Consider the following 15,531-nt stretch of genomic DNA (forward strand, 5'->3'; position numbering starts at 1 on the left):
GCATAGAACTGCAGGCCACTCCGTCAGGGCGGTATAACCGTGCAGAGAGACTTGAGCTACGGATGTAACGGAAATGGGAACCCGCAGACAGCGGCCCAGTCCAAAACGCACAACAAACCAGGATGGGCAAATGACAGTGTTATCAACCGTTTTAGTGGTGGAAGATGACTGGCTCATTCGCAGTTTGATCCATGAAATTTTAGAGACGGAAGGCTTCGAGGTCGTCACAGCAGAGACAGGCGACGACGCTTGGGACTGGTTGTGCAAGACCTCGGGAGGGGCGGATCTCATCCTGTCCGACATCCATATGCCGGGTGGGCTGAGCGGTATTGGCTTGGCAAACCGGGTGCAAGCTCAATGGCCCCGCATCCCGGTGATCTTGTCCTCGGGAGGACGAGGGCAACAAATCCTGGAGTCTGGATATGCTCCTCTTTTCATCCCCAAACCTTGGCATTCCCTGGATATCGGCACCATTTGTCGGCGCGCATTAGCTCTGGCGATTAACCGAGAGTGATGCTGCCGACCCCATGGCGGTTACGTTGGAGAGTCTTTTCCGAACCACTTCTTTTCAGACCTCAACCCGGTTCAAGGAACCAGGGGTTCGAAGAAAGTAGGGGCTAGCGGGCAATCATGCCGGCTGCCTGTTCAGTCGCTTCAGTGGTACGCGTCGCCAACTTGCGAACCTCGTCGGCAACCACTGCGAAGCCACGACCCGCCTCACCCGCACGTGCAGCCTCAATGGCCGCATTGAGGGCCAAAAGGTTGGTCTGGCTGGCGATGCTCTGAATCGTCCCCACGATCTGGGACAATTGCTCGATATTGTGCTCAAGCGTTTGCTGGTGCTTGACCTCTGTTTCCCTCAGCATCTCCTGCTCGTGCTGCAGGTTGACGTCCACAAGCGCACCGACTACTCGCAGAGGCAGGCCTGCTGGGTCACGCTTGGTCTGGCCTCGCGCACGGAACCACCGATATTCGCCGCTTTTCATCCTCAGCCGGTACTCGATATCAAAGGGTGTCTTGCCTGATCCATCATTCAGATGAGCCCCGAAAGCGCTGAGGCTTCTGTCCTTGTCATCCGGGTGTAACCTGGATGCCCAGCTGTCCAACACATCTGGAAACTCCTCAACCGTTTCGAAACCCAGCAACCGGCGGAACTGAGGTGACCACCAGAACGGGTTTTTGGGGTTTACAGGGTCTCCGGCAATGACCTCCATATCCCAAAGCCCATCCGAGAGCATTTCCCGAGCCAGCTCGAATCTGGTGATGATGACGTCGTGCTCCTGGTCCCGCTCCAGCTGGTCATGGATATCCCGGAGCGAGCCAGCGACCCGGATGGGCGTGCCTCGCTCGTCGCGGAGTGTCTCACCCTGTGCGTGGAACCAGCGATATGAACCGTCTTTCATGGCGAGCCGGTTATTGACGTTGTATGGGGTCATTCCGGACTTGTCGTTGAGATGGCGAGCGAAGGCGTCGAGTGTTGCCTGCTTGTCCTGCGGATGGAGCCGATCGGCCCAACTGGCGAGCACATTTGGAAAGTCTCTTTCGTCCTTGAAGCCCAGCAGGCTGCGGAATTGCTGCGACCACCAAAAGCGATTTCCGGGGTTGACCGGGTCGCCTGCCACGACCTCCATGTCCCAAAGACCTTCACTGGACGCGCGATTGACCAAATCGAATCTGATCTCGTGAGCTGACGCGGAGGCTGCTGATTCGCGAAGCAACTCGCGGGCATCCTCAAGCTCCTTTTCGAGTTGGGCTATGCGGGATTGGTATTGATCATTGGAGGACTGGATCAGGCGCCAGGCATCCAGCACTGCTGGACCTTCTTTGCACTGGGCGACCTCAGGATGTTCGCCGCTCATGATCGACGTCAGCAATTGCTTCAGGGCGCGACGATCGCGGCGAAGAAGGAAAAAATTGGGCATGTTGTACAAGCTCGAAATGCGTGACGGGCCTCCTCCATGGCACCTTGCCATTCTTATCGTCTCAAGCGACAGAAACTTTATCTGTCTGGCTGAATAAATGGCCGTCAACCCGCTGAAATTCCTCAGTAATAGAGGATCTGCTTACGAGGTGTGTGTATATCGAGCCACGCGGAGGGAACCATGGTCAGATCTGTTTTCCTGGCTTTGGCATGCCCCGCCTGACCAAGCCGTTCGCGATGCTGGATAGCGCTTCTTATCAGGCCGTAACGGGGCAGAGAGTCAGGCAGGAATGATCGAGATCTTGCCGTTTCGCTCCAGGATCGCGTACTTGATCTGCTCCACTCGTTCGAAACCCTGCTCTATTCTTGCGGCCTCCAGGATGTCGTCTTCCTGAATACGGGCCTCGTGCATGCGATGTCGCAGGAACGCGCCGTTTTCAACGATGATCGTCGGCCCCCCATCGATCAGCTTGGCCAAGCGTTTGGAGCGCCGCTTGACGAGGGAAAGCCCGATGTCGATCACCATTAAGGTCACGATGACCAAAATCGCATTGGTCACGGAGAAGTCGTCGCCCAGCAGCGCTTGCTGAGTGGCTTCGCCAATGACCATCAGCAGCACGAAATCAAACGACGTCAGCTCACCCAACGATCGTCGGCCAGAAATCTTGAAGAGCACCATCAGTGCCAGATAAATCGCGCCCGCGCGTAGTACGGCATCCATTGAGCACCTATGGGTAAATGAACTGAGTGACTGGAATGTGGCCGCCGTCCACGACACTGATCTGACTTTTGAAAAGCCCGATGCCGTCGCTGCGCCATGAGAGGAAGAGCGTGACGTGCCCGCTCTTGTCGGCGGGAAACGTAAGGCTCAAACCCTCGGGACTGCCCGTGGAGCTGACCGGCTGCGGCTGGATAGACTCGATGCTGAAGCCATCCAGCATAGGCTTGCCAATGGACAGCGTGACCTCTTTGCCCGGTTGCCCCGTGGCCTGGACGATCATTGGATTGGTCCCGCCCGCTCGGTGGAAACGCTCGTACTGCACCGTCAGATCACCCTGCTCGCTCACCGATTCGAGCGTGCTGAGCGGGCCTCTGGAAAACAAACCAAGCAATGTCAGGATGACCACCGCTGTCAGCACATACCAGCCAACCCTCTGGAACTTCCAGACTTTGCGCTGCAGCGCAATGTCCTCTGCCACGGGGTGTTCACGGTCCTGCATTTCCTGCTCTAAGAGGCTCATACGCATCACTCGTCGGGACTAGCGATGTGACTGCTTTGATCTGTGGGAAGTTCTAGTGGGGTAAGCGAGTGCTGCTGATTCCGAGTGGGCGTTTGAGACGCTGAGCTCGTCTTTGGATTTAGCGCTTCGATCAGGCTAGGGGCTGCCATCGCCATGGATCTGCATGGCCTGAACCACCGCATCGACGATCCGATGGCCGATCCAGGCGGCAAGCGCGGGCATTACGCCGGCGATCAGCGTCGCCACGATCAAGTTGCTGAACAAACCGTTGAACAAGGGGCGGGAAGTCGCCCAGACAAGGCCGACCGCCCTTCCGCTCTGGATTGGGCAATCAACCTTGGGGGTAGCGTTCAAACAGCTCGGTAGCTTCCCAGCGTGCCGCATGTGCCTGCAACGCCGGGAAAGCATCCGCCCTGACCACGTCAGCGACCATCAACTGAATGAACGACCACGCGACGGCGCTGGTGATGTCGACCTGTCCCGGCCTATCTGGCGCAACCGGTTGCGGTCCCGACATTAGGGCATCCCATGCGCGACAAGCCGCCAACAACTGCTGGGTTACCCGGTCCAGCCAAGGCTGATGGCGTTTTTCCTCCGGTCGCAGTTTGTATTCGTAAACGATCTGCACTGCCTTTTCGCAGGCAGCCAACGCCAGCCCCAAGATCCGCAGCGATGCGGCCAGAGGCAAAGCCTGGTGTGGCATCAATTTTTGCTCAGCCGGGCTCAGCGCCTCGAAGTAGTCGATGATCAGCGTCGAATCCATCAACACGCTACCGTCATCCAGCACCAAACTCGGTGCCTTCACCACCGGGTTGATCGCACCGAATTCTTCGTAATCGCGGAATACCGAAAGCGTCGCGTGCTCGAACGACACACCCATGACATCCAGCGAAATAGCCACACGGCGAACATAGGGGGAATCCAGCATCCCAATCAGTTTCATAAAGCGCACTCCTTTCTGGTGGGATCAATCCTATTTCTTGGCTTTGCGGCAGAGAAGCGGAATTTGGTGTTGTACAGGCGATGTCGTTAGCCTTAGAGGCTCGGTTGGCTGTAGCGAAGGTACGCCAGACGGCCGGGGTAGATACCCCGAATATCACGCAGTCGGCCGCAGTCGACCCAGAGCGGCCGCTCAGCATGTGACTAAAACAGGACACAAGCAGCCGCTCGCCACCTACAAAACCATGAACACCTCAAACCAAAAATGATCAACGCCCGGCAACAGTCAATGACACGCACCGGGCGATTCCCATTCACACCACCTTCAGCACGATTTTGCCGATATGGTCGCCCTGCTCCATTCGCTGATGCGCTTGTGCTGCGTCGGCGAGAGGGAAAACACGGTCAATGATCGGCAGGCATTCGCCTTGACTGAGCAGCGGCCAGACATCGGCGAGCACGGCGCGAGCAATCTCGGCTTTTTCCTCCGCGCTGCGCGAACGCATCATCGACCCGGTCACCGAGCCTTGCTTTTCCATCAACGCCAGCAGATTGAAGTCCTTGACGGAGTTGCCGCCCAGAAAGCCGATAATGACCAGTCGACCGCGTCGCGCAAGTGACGCCACGTTGCTCTCGAAATAGCTCCCGCCCATGATGTCGAGAATGACGTCCACGCCCTTCTCGTGGGTTTGCCGGGCGATCTCCTGAGCGAAGTCCACCTCGCGGTAATTGATCGCTTCGCCACCCAGCGCGCGGATTCGGTCGCACTTTTCCTGGCTGCCGGCCGTTGCAAAAGCTTTGATCCCCAGGGCCTTGCACAGCATCAGCGCGGTCGTGCCGATGCCGCTGGTGCCACCATGGATCAATACGGTGCAGCCCTTTTGGGCACGGCCCAGCTCGAAAAGGTTGGCCCACACGGTGAAGAATGTTTCCGGAATGGCCGCGGCCTGAATCATGTCCACGCCGTCGGGGACCGGTAATGATTGGGTGGCCGCCACAACGCAGTATTCGGCGTAACCGCCGCCATTGGTCAGCGCACATACCTTGTCGCCCAGCTTGAAGTCGGCCACCTTTGCGCCAACCCCAACGACCTCACCGGCCACTTCCAACCCGGGCACGGGGGTCATGCCGGGCTTCATCGGGTATTTGCCCGAACGCTGTATGACATCAGGACGATTGATGCCGGCGGCGTGAACCCGGATCAGCAGCTCGTGATCACCGGGCGTCGGCACATCGGCCTGCATTATCTTTAATACCTCGGGGCCACCGGGTTCGGTGATCTCGATGTAGTTCATACGGTTTGGCAGATTCATGGGTCACCTTTTGTTGAGAGGGCTAAAGACTCTGAAAGCTGAACGTCCAAGACATTCAGCCTTTTTAGCCGCCTATCGAATTAACCCTCGACGGTAAACCTCAGTCCGGCTTTTTCAGTCAGGCGCTCGATCAACGCCTCATTCAACGCCGCCGCGGGCGTCCAGCAACCGCCCGGGGTCTCCTCACGTGTCACATCGAACGCCAGCGCCATCGCTGACTCGGCCAACATTTTGGAGGTCGACAGGTAGCCCGGATCCTCGTCGCAACTCACGGATGCCTTGAGCACCTGACCGTCTGCCAGTTCTGCGATGAACAACACATCATAAAAGCCTGCATCAAGCTCCTTCTGTGTGGGCCCTTGCCCCGCTTGCGGATGACCGCCCTCATTGAAAGAGAAGCCTGCCAGACCAAGCTCATCGTCTTCGCTCGGTTGCGCACTGAGCATCAGCATTTCGTCGTATTGAAACGACGTGCCCCACAGGTGCCCTTCCAGCAAGTTTGTGCGATGCACCGCCTTGGAATTGATGCCGGACATGATGAAAGGGCCGACCCAGCTCTGAGCCAGTTCATCCCGGTAGGGGGTCTGATCATCAGGTTGCTCGACACCTTTGAATCCCGGTGTGTAGGCAAACGGATCGGCCACCAGTTCACCGAGAGCAGGATCCTGCGCTGCCGCTGCAACCACAGCATCGACACTCAGGAACGTGCCACCGGACAGCACGCCTTGCATGCTGCGCACGCGGCCCCTGATCCGAGGCGCGTAGCGAGCGAACTTCTTCATGACCTGCTGCTGGGTGAACCATACGCCGAGGTCGAACGGCACCGAATCGAAACCACAGGAGAACACCAGTCGCGCGCCCGATGCCTGGGCTTGAGCCTGATGGCTGCCGATCATTTGGGCAATCCAAGGGATCTCCCCCGAGAGGTCGACGTAGTCCGTCCCCGACTCGGCGCAGGCTGCTACCAGGTCCGAGCCATAGACCGAAAACGGCCCTGCGGTGGTAATCACGACCCTGGTTGCGGCAACCATGTCGCGCACGGACGCCTGGTCCTGGGCATCGGCCACGATCAGCGGCAGCGCTGCAGCATTTGCCCAACTGTCCCGAATGGCTTCCAGCTTGCTCAAGCTGCGACCGGCAATGGCCCATTTAACAGGGCCGTCGACGCCGTATTGAGTGAAGAAGTATTCAGCAACCAGCCGACCGGTGTACCCGGTGGCGCCAAAAATGATCAAATCGAATGTTTGTTTATCCATGGGAAAGATGATTCCTGAAAGCGCCGCGAAGCAAAGGCGACACTCTAGCCATCCTGCCTACAAATGATTAGATGGTATGGTTGGAATAGACCTATAACCGCAGAGCATCAATCGTGCGCGACAACGTCACCGACCTCCTGGCCCTCCTGCGGGTCGCCCGTGAGGGCAGTTTTACCAAAGCGGCGGCGCAGCTTGGCGTTTCCCAGCCTGCGCTGAGCCGCACCATCACCAAACTGGAATCGCGCCTGGGTGTGCAATTGCTGACCCGCAGTACCCGCAGCGTCGCACCGACCGAAGCCGGCGCGCGCCTGATCGACAGCATCGGGCCGCATTTTGACGGGATCGAGTCAGGCCTCAACGAGCTGAGCGAACTGAGCGGCATGCCGGCGGGTAGCCTGCGCATCACCTCCATGGAGCACGCAACCCATCTCGTCCTTGCCCCGGCTGCGCTGCAATTGATGATCGACTATCCGGGCATCAAGGTTGAAATCAACGACAGCTACGCATTGGTCGACATCGTTGCAGAGCGCTTCGATGCCGGTATCCGCCTGGGGGCGCAGTTGGCTCAGGACATGATCAGCATGCCCATAGGCCGGGATTTTCGCCTGGCACTAGTGGCCGCCCCCGCCTATCTGGAACACCGTGCTAACCCCCTGACGCCACAGGATCTGACCGAGCACGCCTGTATCAACCTGCGCCAGCCCACCTCGGGAGGATTGTGGGGTTGGCCTTTCGCAAAAAACGGGAGAGAAATCAAAGTACGCGCCGACGGGCATCTGGTGAGTAACAACATCTGGCTCATGCGCGATTTTGTCAGGGCGGGCGCCGGACTGGGCTACTTCCCGGAGCATCTGGTCGAGCAGGATCTGGCACAGGGTCGCCTGGTGCGGCTGATGGAGGACTGGACTGGCACCGTCACCGGGTATCACCTTTACTACCCAAGCCGGCGCCAACACAAACCGGCTTTTCGTTTGCTTCTGGATGCATTGCGTGATCAGTCAGGGCGCTGACTGTCTTCTTTTGGCCGCTAGCTGACCTCAACGAGCGGCCGATCTAGGTCGGAAGCGGTCAGCCACGACCGGCTGCTTTCGACCCAAAGCCGCCCCTCGTGAATGGCAGCATTCGGCCAACAAGAGACGTTCGTCGTGGCCGGAGTGTGCCCCGCCAAGCGGCCGTCGCTGGCAGCCGTCACGGCCTCACAAACCGGTAGACGAAGCGATCGGTCTCGCCCTTGATCGCGGGATCGAACACCTTGACTGATCGCGGATCATCCTTGTTCGCGAGCATGTTGCTTTCCGCGTCCAGCAGGAAGCCGGCCGCCTCCACCTCCTTCCGAACGGAGGCGGGGTCGATCCGGTGCAGCGACTGGGCAACACTGGTGCCCGCTGTGCCAGCGGCGGCGTGGTCGACGATGACGTAGTACCCACCCGGCTTGACCCTATCGCACATGGCGCGATTGAAGTCGGCCGCCGTCGCGTCCTTGGACTGCACCAGCGCGGTGTGGAGATCGTGGTAGAACAGGTGCATCCACAGGACATCCGCGGGCTGCGTGACTTCCGGCATGGCCACGAGGTTCGCCGAAACCGCCTAGACGTTTGCCCGGCCCGGCTCCTTCGCCAACGTACGCATGTTGCCGACAGGATCGTTCTTGAAGTGGGCGACTTCGGCAGGCACGAAGCTATAGACCCGTCCGTTGGGTCCCACGGCGTCAGAGAATAGACGCGTCCAGTCGCCGTCGCCCGGGTAAACGTCGATGACGGTGGCGCCTGGATCAACGCGTGCGAAGCGGATCAACTCGGATAGCTTGGATGTGTCGTACATGGGGACCTCCTACAAAGTTTGGTATTCGAATGGCGAGGGGCCCCAAACGGTTTTTGCTACGTGAGCCCGGATGCGTCGATCTGCGAGGCTCGTGCCAGTGCCTGCGTGTCAATGTACTCGCGGATCTTCGTCAGTCTGCCGTCGCGGACCGTGATGGCGAAGATCCAGTCATCTTCGAACGTCTTATTGGTGGCTTTGATCTTCCCCTTGGCGAAACCGACGACCAGCACCCGGTCTCCCTGCGCGATGAACTCCCGGGGCTCGGTGGACGTCTCCATCGACCTGGATGCGGTCTCGAGCAAATCCGCAAGCCCCGCATGGCCGTGGCGCGTACCGGCCAGAGGCCAGTCTTCGCCCGGGATGATCCACTCGATGTCTTCGGCGACCAGCGCCAGCAGACCGTCCTTGTCGCCGCGGCCAATGGCCGCAAAGAAGTCCTTCACGGTCTGGACGTTTTTCTCGGTATTCATGGGGATTTCTCCGCGTCGATCGAGTCGACTTGCGCTCGACCCGAGCGCGTTCGTTGTGTTGTTATCGTTGGGTACGTCCTGCTCAACCGGCGAAAGTGACGAGGTCCTTGAAGATCAGTCGACCCCAGCTATTTCCGCGTGCGTGGACCAGCAGCCCGCCCTCGGAAAGCCTGCCAAGTTGGACCGGCGAGAAACCGAGATTTTCTGCAAGCGCGCCGATCTCGGCCGCGGCCTCGTCATCGTCGCTGGCCAGGAACACGACCCGCCTGCCGCCATGCACGGCCGGATCCTGGGCGAGGACGGATGCACCCAGATGGTTGAAGCCTTTGACCAGCCTGACACCCGTGAAGGACCGCGCAACGACCATGGAAGAAGGCTGTCCTCCCAGTTCCTCTGTGGGCACTTGGGTGTTGGTTACATCGACGATGGTCTTGCCTTTCCAGGTCGACAGCGCGTTGGCGACATCCTGGTGCGAGTCGAAACGGACGGCCAAAAAGATGATGTCCGCCTTGACCGCTTCCGCCAGTGTTTTGGGAAGGATGGTGGGACCGATCGCAGCGGCGACGGAGGCAAAGCTTTCCGGGTCGCGCGCGGTGGCCACGGATACGTCGATGCCCTTGCGGGCAAACGCCTTGGCCAGTGCCTGGCCGATAGGGCCGAAGCCGATAATTGAATAGGTCATAGGAGTTTTCTCTGAGTTGGGTTGGATCCTGCTTGGATAAGCGCGGCCCCACGGCTTGCCGCTAGGGTGGCCAGCCAAGGGGCCGCGCTGGGGTCAGACCTGCGCCAGGCCGCCATCGACGGGAAGATCGATACCCGTGACGAACGAACTTTCCTCGGAAGCGAGGAATACGACGGCAGCCGCGATTTCCTCCGGCTTGCCCCAGCGACCCATGGGAATCTGCAAGGCGTACTGGGCGGCCGCTTCCTTGGCCTGGTCGGCGGTAAGGCCCGCCGTCTTTTGCAAAGCGCCCGTCTCGGTGGGCCCGGGACTGATGCAATTCACGCGGATCTGGCGATCTTTCAGCTCCATCGTCCAGGCACGCACGAAGTTGCGCACAGCCGCTTTGCTTGCACCGTAAGCGCTGAATCCAGCCGTTCCCAGGACGTTGGTGACCGAAGAGGTCACTATGATCGAGCCGCCGTCTCTGAACAGCGGAAGGGCCTTCTGCACCGTGAAGAAGGTGCCCTTGACGTTCACGTCGAAGGTCTGGTCGAAATGAGCCTCGGTAGCGGCCTCCAGCAGCGCGACCGTACCCGCGCCCGCATTGGCAAAGAGCACATCAATGTGACCATGCTTCTCTTTCACGACAGCAAAGAGCCGGTCCAGATCTTCCAGGCGGGACACGTCGCCCACGACCGTCGTAACGTTTCCCTTCAAGGTGGCTGCCGCCTCCTTCAGTTCGTCCTCCCTTCGCCCAGTGATAACGACGTGCGCACCTTCTTCAAGGAAGCGCTTGGCCGTGGCCAGGCCAATCCCGCTGCTTCCACCGGTCACGACCGCAATTTTTCCCGCCAATTTTTGTGCACTATGGTTGTTCATATATTTTGCCTTTCTAATGTTCGTTATTGAGCAGACCCTGCGGTGCTCCGAACCATCGAACGGAGCGCCGACGCGTCGTGGGTCAGAGTTGCGCCAGGCCGCCGTCGACAGCGAGTTCGCTCGCGGTCATGAAGCTGCTGTCCGAGGAGGCGAGAAACACCGCTGCCGCCGCGATTTCCGAGGGCTCGGCCATGCGCAGCAGGGGCGTCATCGCGCCATAGGACTTCTGGCCTTCCTCGCCGAGCGCCGCCTTCGCGAGTTCGGTTGCCGTAGCGCCAGGCGACAGCACGTTGACCCGGATGCCGGTGCCCTTCAGATCCTCTGCCCAGGTCCTAGCGAAGTTGCGCACGGCCGCCTTGCTCGCGCTGTAGGCGGTAAATTCGGGAGCACCCGTGGTGCCGGCGCTCGATCCGGTCAGGATGATCGAACCGCCCTCGCCCATCAGCGGCAGCGCCTTCTGGACCGTGAAGATGGTGCCCTTCACGTTGGTTTCGAAGGTTTCGTCGATATGGGCGGCGGTGATCTCGCCCAGCTTGAGTGGGCTGCCGGTGCCGGCATTGGCGAAGAGGATGTCGAGGGTTCCGCGCTCGGCCTTCACTGCCACATAGAGTCGGTCTAGGTCGGCCTCATCGGAGACCGAGCCCGTTATGGCGCGGGCCTTTGGACCAAGCTCGGCCACGGCAGCGTCGAGCGCTTCCTGCCGACGGCCGTAGATGAAGACGAAGGCGCCTTCCTGGATGAAGCGCTTTGCCGCCGCGAGACCGATGCCGGTCGCGCCACCGGTGATTACCGCGGTCTTGCCAGTTAGTCTGTTCATGTTCGTATCCTTGGCTCAAGCGGTGGAGGCAGTGACCTCCGTTTGCTGTTGAGACCAATGTAGTGCAGCCGCTGCCAGTGTATTAGTCGGCCTTTTTGTGAATAATTGTTCCATCAATGGAATAATCGCTAGAATGCTCCATGAATCGAGATCTCAATGACACTTTGGTGTTCGTCAAGGTTGTGGAGTTGGGCAGCTTCACGGCTGCCGCGAACACGCTGCACATGCCCAAGGCGACCGTGAGTCGTAAGGTGCGGGAGCTGGAAGAGCGACTGGGTGCGCAGCTATTGCATCGCACAACCCGCAAGCTCGGCTTGACCGAGGCGGGCAACATCTATTTCGCGCATTGCCAGCGCATTGCGCGCGACCTGGACGAGGCGGAGAGCGCCGTCAGTGAGTTGCAGAGCGGGCCGCGAGGCTGGCTGCGCGTGACTGCATCTCATCCGGTGGGCAACACTTGGGTCGCGCCCTTACTCAGCGAATTCCACGCACGCCATCCGGACGTTCGCGTGGAACTGCTGCTGAGCAACGACCAGGTCGACATCATCGCCGGCGAAATCGACGTGGCGATGCGCGTTGGCACGCTGGCGGATTCCAACCTGGCGGCGCGCAAGCTCGCCGTGTTCCGTACCGCGATCTACGCCACCCCCGGTTACATCGAGCGTTTCGGCGAGCCGCTGCATCCCGACGATTTGATTAACCACCGGGCAACCGTGCAGACCAATCACCGAAGCGCCCACGGCTTCGCCTGGACCCTCGATGATGGAAACGGCAAGCTGCGCGAGTTCCCGGTCGACCCCGTCGTGATCGCCAGCGATCCGAGCGCCCTTCGCACTGTGATGATGGATGGAGAAGGCCTGATGCTGACCAGTGACGTCTTTGTGCGGGCGTTCGTCGAGCAGGGTCTGGTGCAGCGCGTGCTCACCGGCTGGCGTGGCACGGACCTCGACCTGCATGCACTGTTCCCGCGCGGTCAGGTGCAGTCACCGAAAGTGCGTGCCTTCGTCGACTTTCTAGTCGAGCGGCTGAATATCGAGGAGGGCTACCTGGAGGTGTTGAACGGCGATACCGCGCACGGTCCGCCCTGCGGCCGCGATGGAAGCCCAGCGACGGCAGCGGCAGATAGGCACCGGATGCAATCTCAGTCAGCGCCCGAGTCAGGGCCGGCAGCCGCACGCGGTCAGGGCGAGAGATCGCGCACGACCGTCTAGCTGTATGAGCCCAGCACGTTGTTCAGTCGTATCCGCGAGATAGCTAAGAGGTCGTGGAAGCTGGCGTGAGGCCGATTCCAGTTACCCTGCGCGAGGAACGCATTCGACGTCGCGTATGGGTTGCCTGCCGTGGGAGACCAGCGAATCTGATTCCTCAGCAAACGACACTGCTGGACAACGCCGCGACGAGGGTCGACGAATTGGTCATCGGAGTCTGCGACGCGGTGGGATCGAGAGGCCGCTATGGGTCGAAAGCTGTCTGTGAGGAGGGCCCCATGGCTCCGCTGTGTTTGGTCTTTATCGCGTTGCTTGAGGCCGATCGCGGCCCGGCAGTCTCGGGCTTCGATGCTTTCCGTGCGTGTCCAAGCGCCTGAAGCAACACGGTTTGCGCAATGGGTACCTGGAGCTGGAAATTACCCAGTCGTTTCTGTAGTACCTCTTAGAAGCCCTTCAGAACGATCTTGCCTTTCGCCTTGCCGCTTTCCAGTAGAGCATGGGCACGACGAAGATTTTCTGTGCTGAGGCGTCCGTAGTTATCGCCGAGAGTGGTGCGCAAGAGACCCGAATCAACGTGCCGCGCAATTTCGTTGAGGATGTTGTGCTGCTCCTGCATGTCCTCGGTTTCGTAAAGCGAGCGGGTATACATCAGCTCCCAGTGCAACGACAGGCTCTTACGCTTCAGCGGTACAGCGTCAAGCGTGGCCGGATCATCGATCAGGCCCAGCTTGCCCTGAGGCTTCAGTGATTCGATGATTTGCTCGTAGTGCCGATCAGTCTGGGTCAAGCTTGCGACATAGCTGACTTGTCCAATGCCAATGCGCTTGAGCTCTTCGCTGAGTGGCTTGGTATGGTCGATGACGTGATGCGCACCCAGCTCGGCGACCCAAGCCTGGGTTTCCGGGCGCGAAGCCGTGCCGATGATTGTTAGTCCGGTCAGTTGACGCGCCAACTGAGTCAGGATCGAACCCACCCCGCCCGCAGCGCCGACGATGAGCAGCGTTTCGCCCCGGTCGGTGGTATCACTTGCAACACCGAGGCGATCGAAGAGTAACTCCCAGGCGGTCAGGGAAGTCAGTGGCAATGCCGCAGCCTGGCTGAAATCCAGCGACTGGGGCATTGAACCGACGATACGCTCGTCCACCAGTTGCAGCTCACTGTTGCTGCCCGGGCGGATCAACGATCCGGCGTACCAGACCCTGTCACCAGGCTTGAACAGCGTCACGTCGCTGCCGACCGACTTGACCACACCGGTAGCGTCCCATCCGAGGATACGGGGCTGGCTTTCGTCTTCGTGCGGTACGTAGCCCTGTCGCACCTTGGTATCGACAGGATTGACCGATACGGCCTTTACCTCTACGAGCAGGTCGCGCGGCTTCGTCACTGGCTCGGGTATATCGATCTCCACCAAAGCGTTGGGATGTTCGATAGGCAGGCATTTGAAGTGTGCAATGGCTTTCATTCGAAGAACCTCAGGAGATGCGATACATTTTCGTGATGGTGAGTTTTTCAGCAGCACGCTCGATGAAAGGGAGCGCGGCCTGAAAATGCGGTGTCGCTTCGTGAGCAGTCAGCGCCGCTTCAGTGCGCCACTGTTCGATCATGTGGAAAGTGCGAGCCTGCTCGGCATCACGATGGAAATCGTACTGGATGCAATCCGCTTCGGCTCGGCTCGGGCCTTGCAGGCGCTGCAGCGTCTCCTCGAGTTCGGCTTCAAACCCGGCCTTGGCGGTCAAAGTGGCAATCAGTGTCAAAGGGGTGGTCATCAAACCTCCTGCTTGTGGGCGTTATAAAGAGAGAGCGCATTGGCTGGCACGGGTGTATCGAAGATATCCATGCCGTCGGCCGTGCGACCAACAATTTGAATCCGCGGTGCTGCGAGATGGCGGCCTGGTCGAGATCCAGGTTATCGGCACGACACACATGAACTCGTCGCAGGGGAAGACTGAGTCACTGTCTTCTAGGCCCGGTGCACACGATCCTGTGTCGGCGTGACTAAGCCTTTCGCTCAATGACGACTTTGCCAATGGCACGACCTGACTCTAGGCGATCATGTGCCGCACTGACGCCCGCAGCAGTGAAATCATGGCGCTCATCGATCAGTGGCTTGACCAAGCCGCGATCAACCAGGGCAGCCAGTCTTTGCAGGATCTCGCCATGGTGCTTGCGGTCTTGGTTATGAATGATCGAAACAGCCATAAATACCAGGTCGAGTCTCAATGCCTTGAAGTGCATTTCGGTCAGATCGTAGGTGTCGTAACCGATGATCGAGACGACGTGGCCCTTGAGCTTCGCGGCTTTCAGCGAGTTCTGTAAGACCTCGCCGCCCAAGGTATCGAAGACCGTATCGAATCCCTTTCCTCCAGTGATTCGCTGACTGTATTCCTCAGGCGTCTCGCCGTTATAAAAAATAATTTCATCGGCGCCCAACCGACGGGCAATTTCCGCTTTTTCCGGTGTGGAAACCGTCGTCGATACCTTGGCTCCCAGAACCTTGGCCAATTGAATCCCTATGTGCCCTACACCGCCGGTGCCACCATGTACAAGGACATTGTCATTGGGTTTGATCGAAGCACGGTCGATCAGCGCCTCCCATGCAGTAATCGCCACGAGCGGCAAGCTTGCTGCTTCGCCAAAAGAGAGTGACGTGGGTTTTAGCGCCAGCATATTGGCATCGACCTCCATCTGATCTGCCAGCGCACCGGGAATCCCCACGATGCCGCCGAAACAGCCATAGACTTCATCGCCTGGGTTGAAGCGAGTCACGCCAGTACCGACGGAGCTGACCACCCCTGAAACATCAATGTGAAGAGTGGCCGGGAAAGTCAGACCAGCCGTACCTTCGCTGCCACGGCGAATTTTCGTGTCCACTGGATTCACGCTTGTCGCCCGCACATCGACAATCACATGACCTGCTCGCGCGCGGGGATTGTCCGTCTGAATTTCGACAAAAAGGTCTGAGCTACCATGCTGATTTATCACAATGGCTTTCAAGGGTTTAA

The 15,531-nt window shown here is 59.3% G+C and carries 19 protein-coding genes; 3 read left to right on the forward strand and 16 right to left on the reverse strand.

The window, feature by feature from the left end; genetic code table 11:
• The first annotated feature begins 130 nt into the window (after positions 1–130).
• Positions 131–514, forward strand: coding sequence for a response regulator (locus ABEH28_RS17160; RefSeq protein ID WP_192172880.1), 384 nt, complete (start codon positions 131–133; stop codon positions 512–514).
• 103 nt (positions 515–617) lie between these two features.
• On the opposite strand, the gene ABEH28_RS17165 is transcribed toward ABEH28_RS17160, so the two are convergent.
• The 7 genes from ABEH28_RS17165 to ABEH28_RS17195 all read right to left on the reverse strand — a co-directional run bounded on the left by ABEH28_RS17165 (position 618) and on the right by ABEH28_RS17195 (position 6,670).
• Positions 618–1,922 (reverse strand): PAS domain-containing protein, encoded by a 1,305-nt coding sequence (locus ABEH28_RS17165; RefSeq protein ID WP_346630635.1) that lies wholly within the window; start codon positions 1,920–1,922, stop codon positions 618–620.
• 279 nt (positions 1,923–2,201) lie between these two features.
• Positions 2,202–2,642, reverse strand: a complete 441-nt coding sequence (locus ABEH28_RS17170; protein ID WP_346630636.1) for a YetF domain-containing protein — start codon at positions 2,640–2,642, stop codon at positions 2,202–2,204.
• A gap of 7 nt (positions 2,643–2,649) precedes the next feature.
• A complete protein-coding gene (locus ABEH28_RS17175) occupies positions 2,650–3,162 on the reverse strand; it encodes a hypothetical protein (protein ID WP_346630637.1) in 513 nt (170 codons plus the stop codon).
• Positions 3,163–3,297: 135 nt separating this feature from the next.
• Positions 3,298–3,438 carry a hypothetical protein gene (locus tag ABEH28_RS17180; RefSeq protein ID WP_346630638.1) on the reverse strand — a complete coding sequence of 47 codons (141 nt, stop codon included), beginning with the start codon at positions 3,436–3,438 and terminating at the stop codon, positions 3,298–3,300.
• Between the two features lie 55 nt (positions 3,439–3,493).
• Positions 3,494–4,105, reverse strand: coding sequence for a glutathione S-transferase (locus ABEH28_RS17185; protein WP_346630639.1), 612 nt, complete (start codon positions 4,103–4,105; stop codon positions 3,494–3,496).
• Between the two features lie 310 nt (positions 4,106–4,415).
• Positions 4,416–5,414, reverse strand: a complete 999-nt coding sequence (locus ABEH28_RS17190; protein WP_346630640.1) for an NAD(P)H-quinone oxidoreductase — start codon at positions 5,412–5,414, stop codon at positions 4,416–4,418.
• A gap of 80 nt (positions 5,415–5,494) precedes the next feature.
• Complete coding sequence (locus ABEH28_RS17195) at positions 5,495–6,670, reverse strand: saccharopine dehydrogenase NADP-binding domain-containing protein (RefSeq protein WP_346630641.1); 1,176 nt, start codon at positions 6,668–6,670, stop codon at positions 5,495–5,497.
• Between the two features lie 110 nt (positions 6,671–6,780).
• On the opposite strand from ABEH28_RS17195, the gene ABEH28_RS17200 reads away from it, so the two are divergent.
• Complete coding sequence (locus ABEH28_RS17200) at positions 6,781–7,680, forward strand: LysR family transcriptional regulator (protein WP_346630708.1); 900 nt, start codon at positions 6,781–6,783, stop codon at positions 7,678–7,680.
• Between the two features lie 178 nt (positions 7,681–7,858).
• On the opposite strand, the gene ABEH28_RS17205 is transcribed toward ABEH28_RS17200, so the two are convergent.
• The 6 genes from ABEH28_RS17205 to ABEH28_RS17230 form a co-directional block, all read right to left on the reverse strand.
• Positions 7,859–8,233 carry a hypothetical protein gene (locus ABEH28_RS17205; protein WP_282371307.1) on the reverse strand — a complete coding sequence of 125 codons (375 nt, stop codon included), beginning with the start codon at positions 8,231–8,233 and terminating at the stop codon, positions 7,859–7,861.
• Positions 8,234–8,257: 24 nt separating this feature from the next.
• Positions 8,258–8,491, reverse strand: coding sequence for a hypothetical protein (locus tag ABEH28_RS17210; protein WP_197983860.1), 234 nt, complete (start codon positions 8,489–8,491; stop codon positions 8,258–8,260).
• A gap of 56 nt (positions 8,492–8,547) precedes the next feature.
• Positions 8,548–8,961 carry a nuclear transport factor 2 family protein gene (locus ABEH28_RS17215; RefSeq protein ID WP_133776318.1) on the reverse strand — a complete coding sequence of 138 codons (414 nt, stop codon included), beginning with the start codon at positions 8,959–8,961 and terminating at the stop codon, positions 8,548–8,550.
• An 82-nt stretch (positions 8,962–9,043) separates the two neighbouring features.
• Positions 9,044–9,643, reverse strand: coding sequence for an NADPH-dependent F420 reductase (locus ABEH28_RS17220; protein WP_192172891.1), 600 nt, complete (start codon positions 9,641–9,643; stop codon positions 9,044–9,046).
• 93 nt (positions 9,644–9,736) lie between these two features.
• Positions 9,737–10,504 carry a glucose 1-dehydrogenase gene (locus ABEH28_RS17225; RefSeq protein WP_192172892.1) on the reverse strand — a complete coding sequence of 256 codons (768 nt, stop codon included), beginning with the start codon at positions 10,502–10,504 and terminating at the stop codon, positions 9,737–9,739.
• Positions 10,505–10,586: 82 nt separating this feature from the next.
• Positions 10,587–11,321, reverse strand: a complete 735-nt coding sequence (locus tag ABEH28_RS17230) for an SDR family oxidoreductase (RefSeq protein ID WP_192172893.1) — start codon at positions 11,319–11,321, stop codon at positions 10,587–10,589.
• Between the two features lie 140 nt (positions 11,322–11,461).
• On the opposite strand from ABEH28_RS17230, the gene ABEH28_RS17235 reads away from it, so the two are divergent.
• A complete protein-coding gene (locus ABEH28_RS17235; protein WP_192172894.1) occupies positions 11,462–12,532 on the forward strand; it encodes a LysR family transcriptional regulator in 1,071 nt (356 codons plus the stop codon).
• A 439-nt stretch (positions 12,533–12,971) separates the two neighbouring features.
• Here ABEH28_RS17235 and ABEH28_RS17240 read toward each other — a convergent pair whose 3' ends face one another.
• The 3 genes from ABEH28_RS17240 to ABEH28_RS17250 all read right to left on the reverse strand — a co-directional run bounded on the left by ABEH28_RS17240 (position 12,972) and on the right by ABEH28_RS17250 (position 15,523).
• Entirely contained in the window at positions 12,972–13,991 is a 1,020-nt protein-coding gene (locus ABEH28_RS17240; RefSeq protein WP_192172895.1) for a zinc-binding alcohol dehydrogenase family protein, read from the reverse strand.
• 10 nt (positions 13,992–14,001) lie between these two features.
• Positions 14,002–14,295, reverse strand: coding sequence for an antibiotic biosynthesis monooxygenase family protein (locus ABEH28_RS17245; protein ID WP_065991705.1), 294 nt, complete (start codon positions 14,293–14,295; stop codon positions 14,002–14,004).
• Between the two features lie 229 nt (positions 14,296–14,524).
• The gene (locus ABEH28_RS17250) at positions 14,525–15,523 is read right to left on the reverse strand and encodes a zinc-dependent alcohol dehydrogenase family protein (RefSeq protein WP_282371303.1); all 999 of its coding nucleotides are present in this window, start codon (positions 15,521–15,523) and stop codon (positions 14,525–14,527) included.
• Positions 15,524–15,531 lie beyond the last annotated feature (8 nt).

The sequence above is a fragment of the Pseudomonas sp. Ps21-P2 genome (genome assembly GCF_039672565.1).
GTDB lineage: Bacteria > Pseudomonadota > Gammaproteobacteria > Pseudomonadales > Pseudomonadaceae > Aquipseudomonas.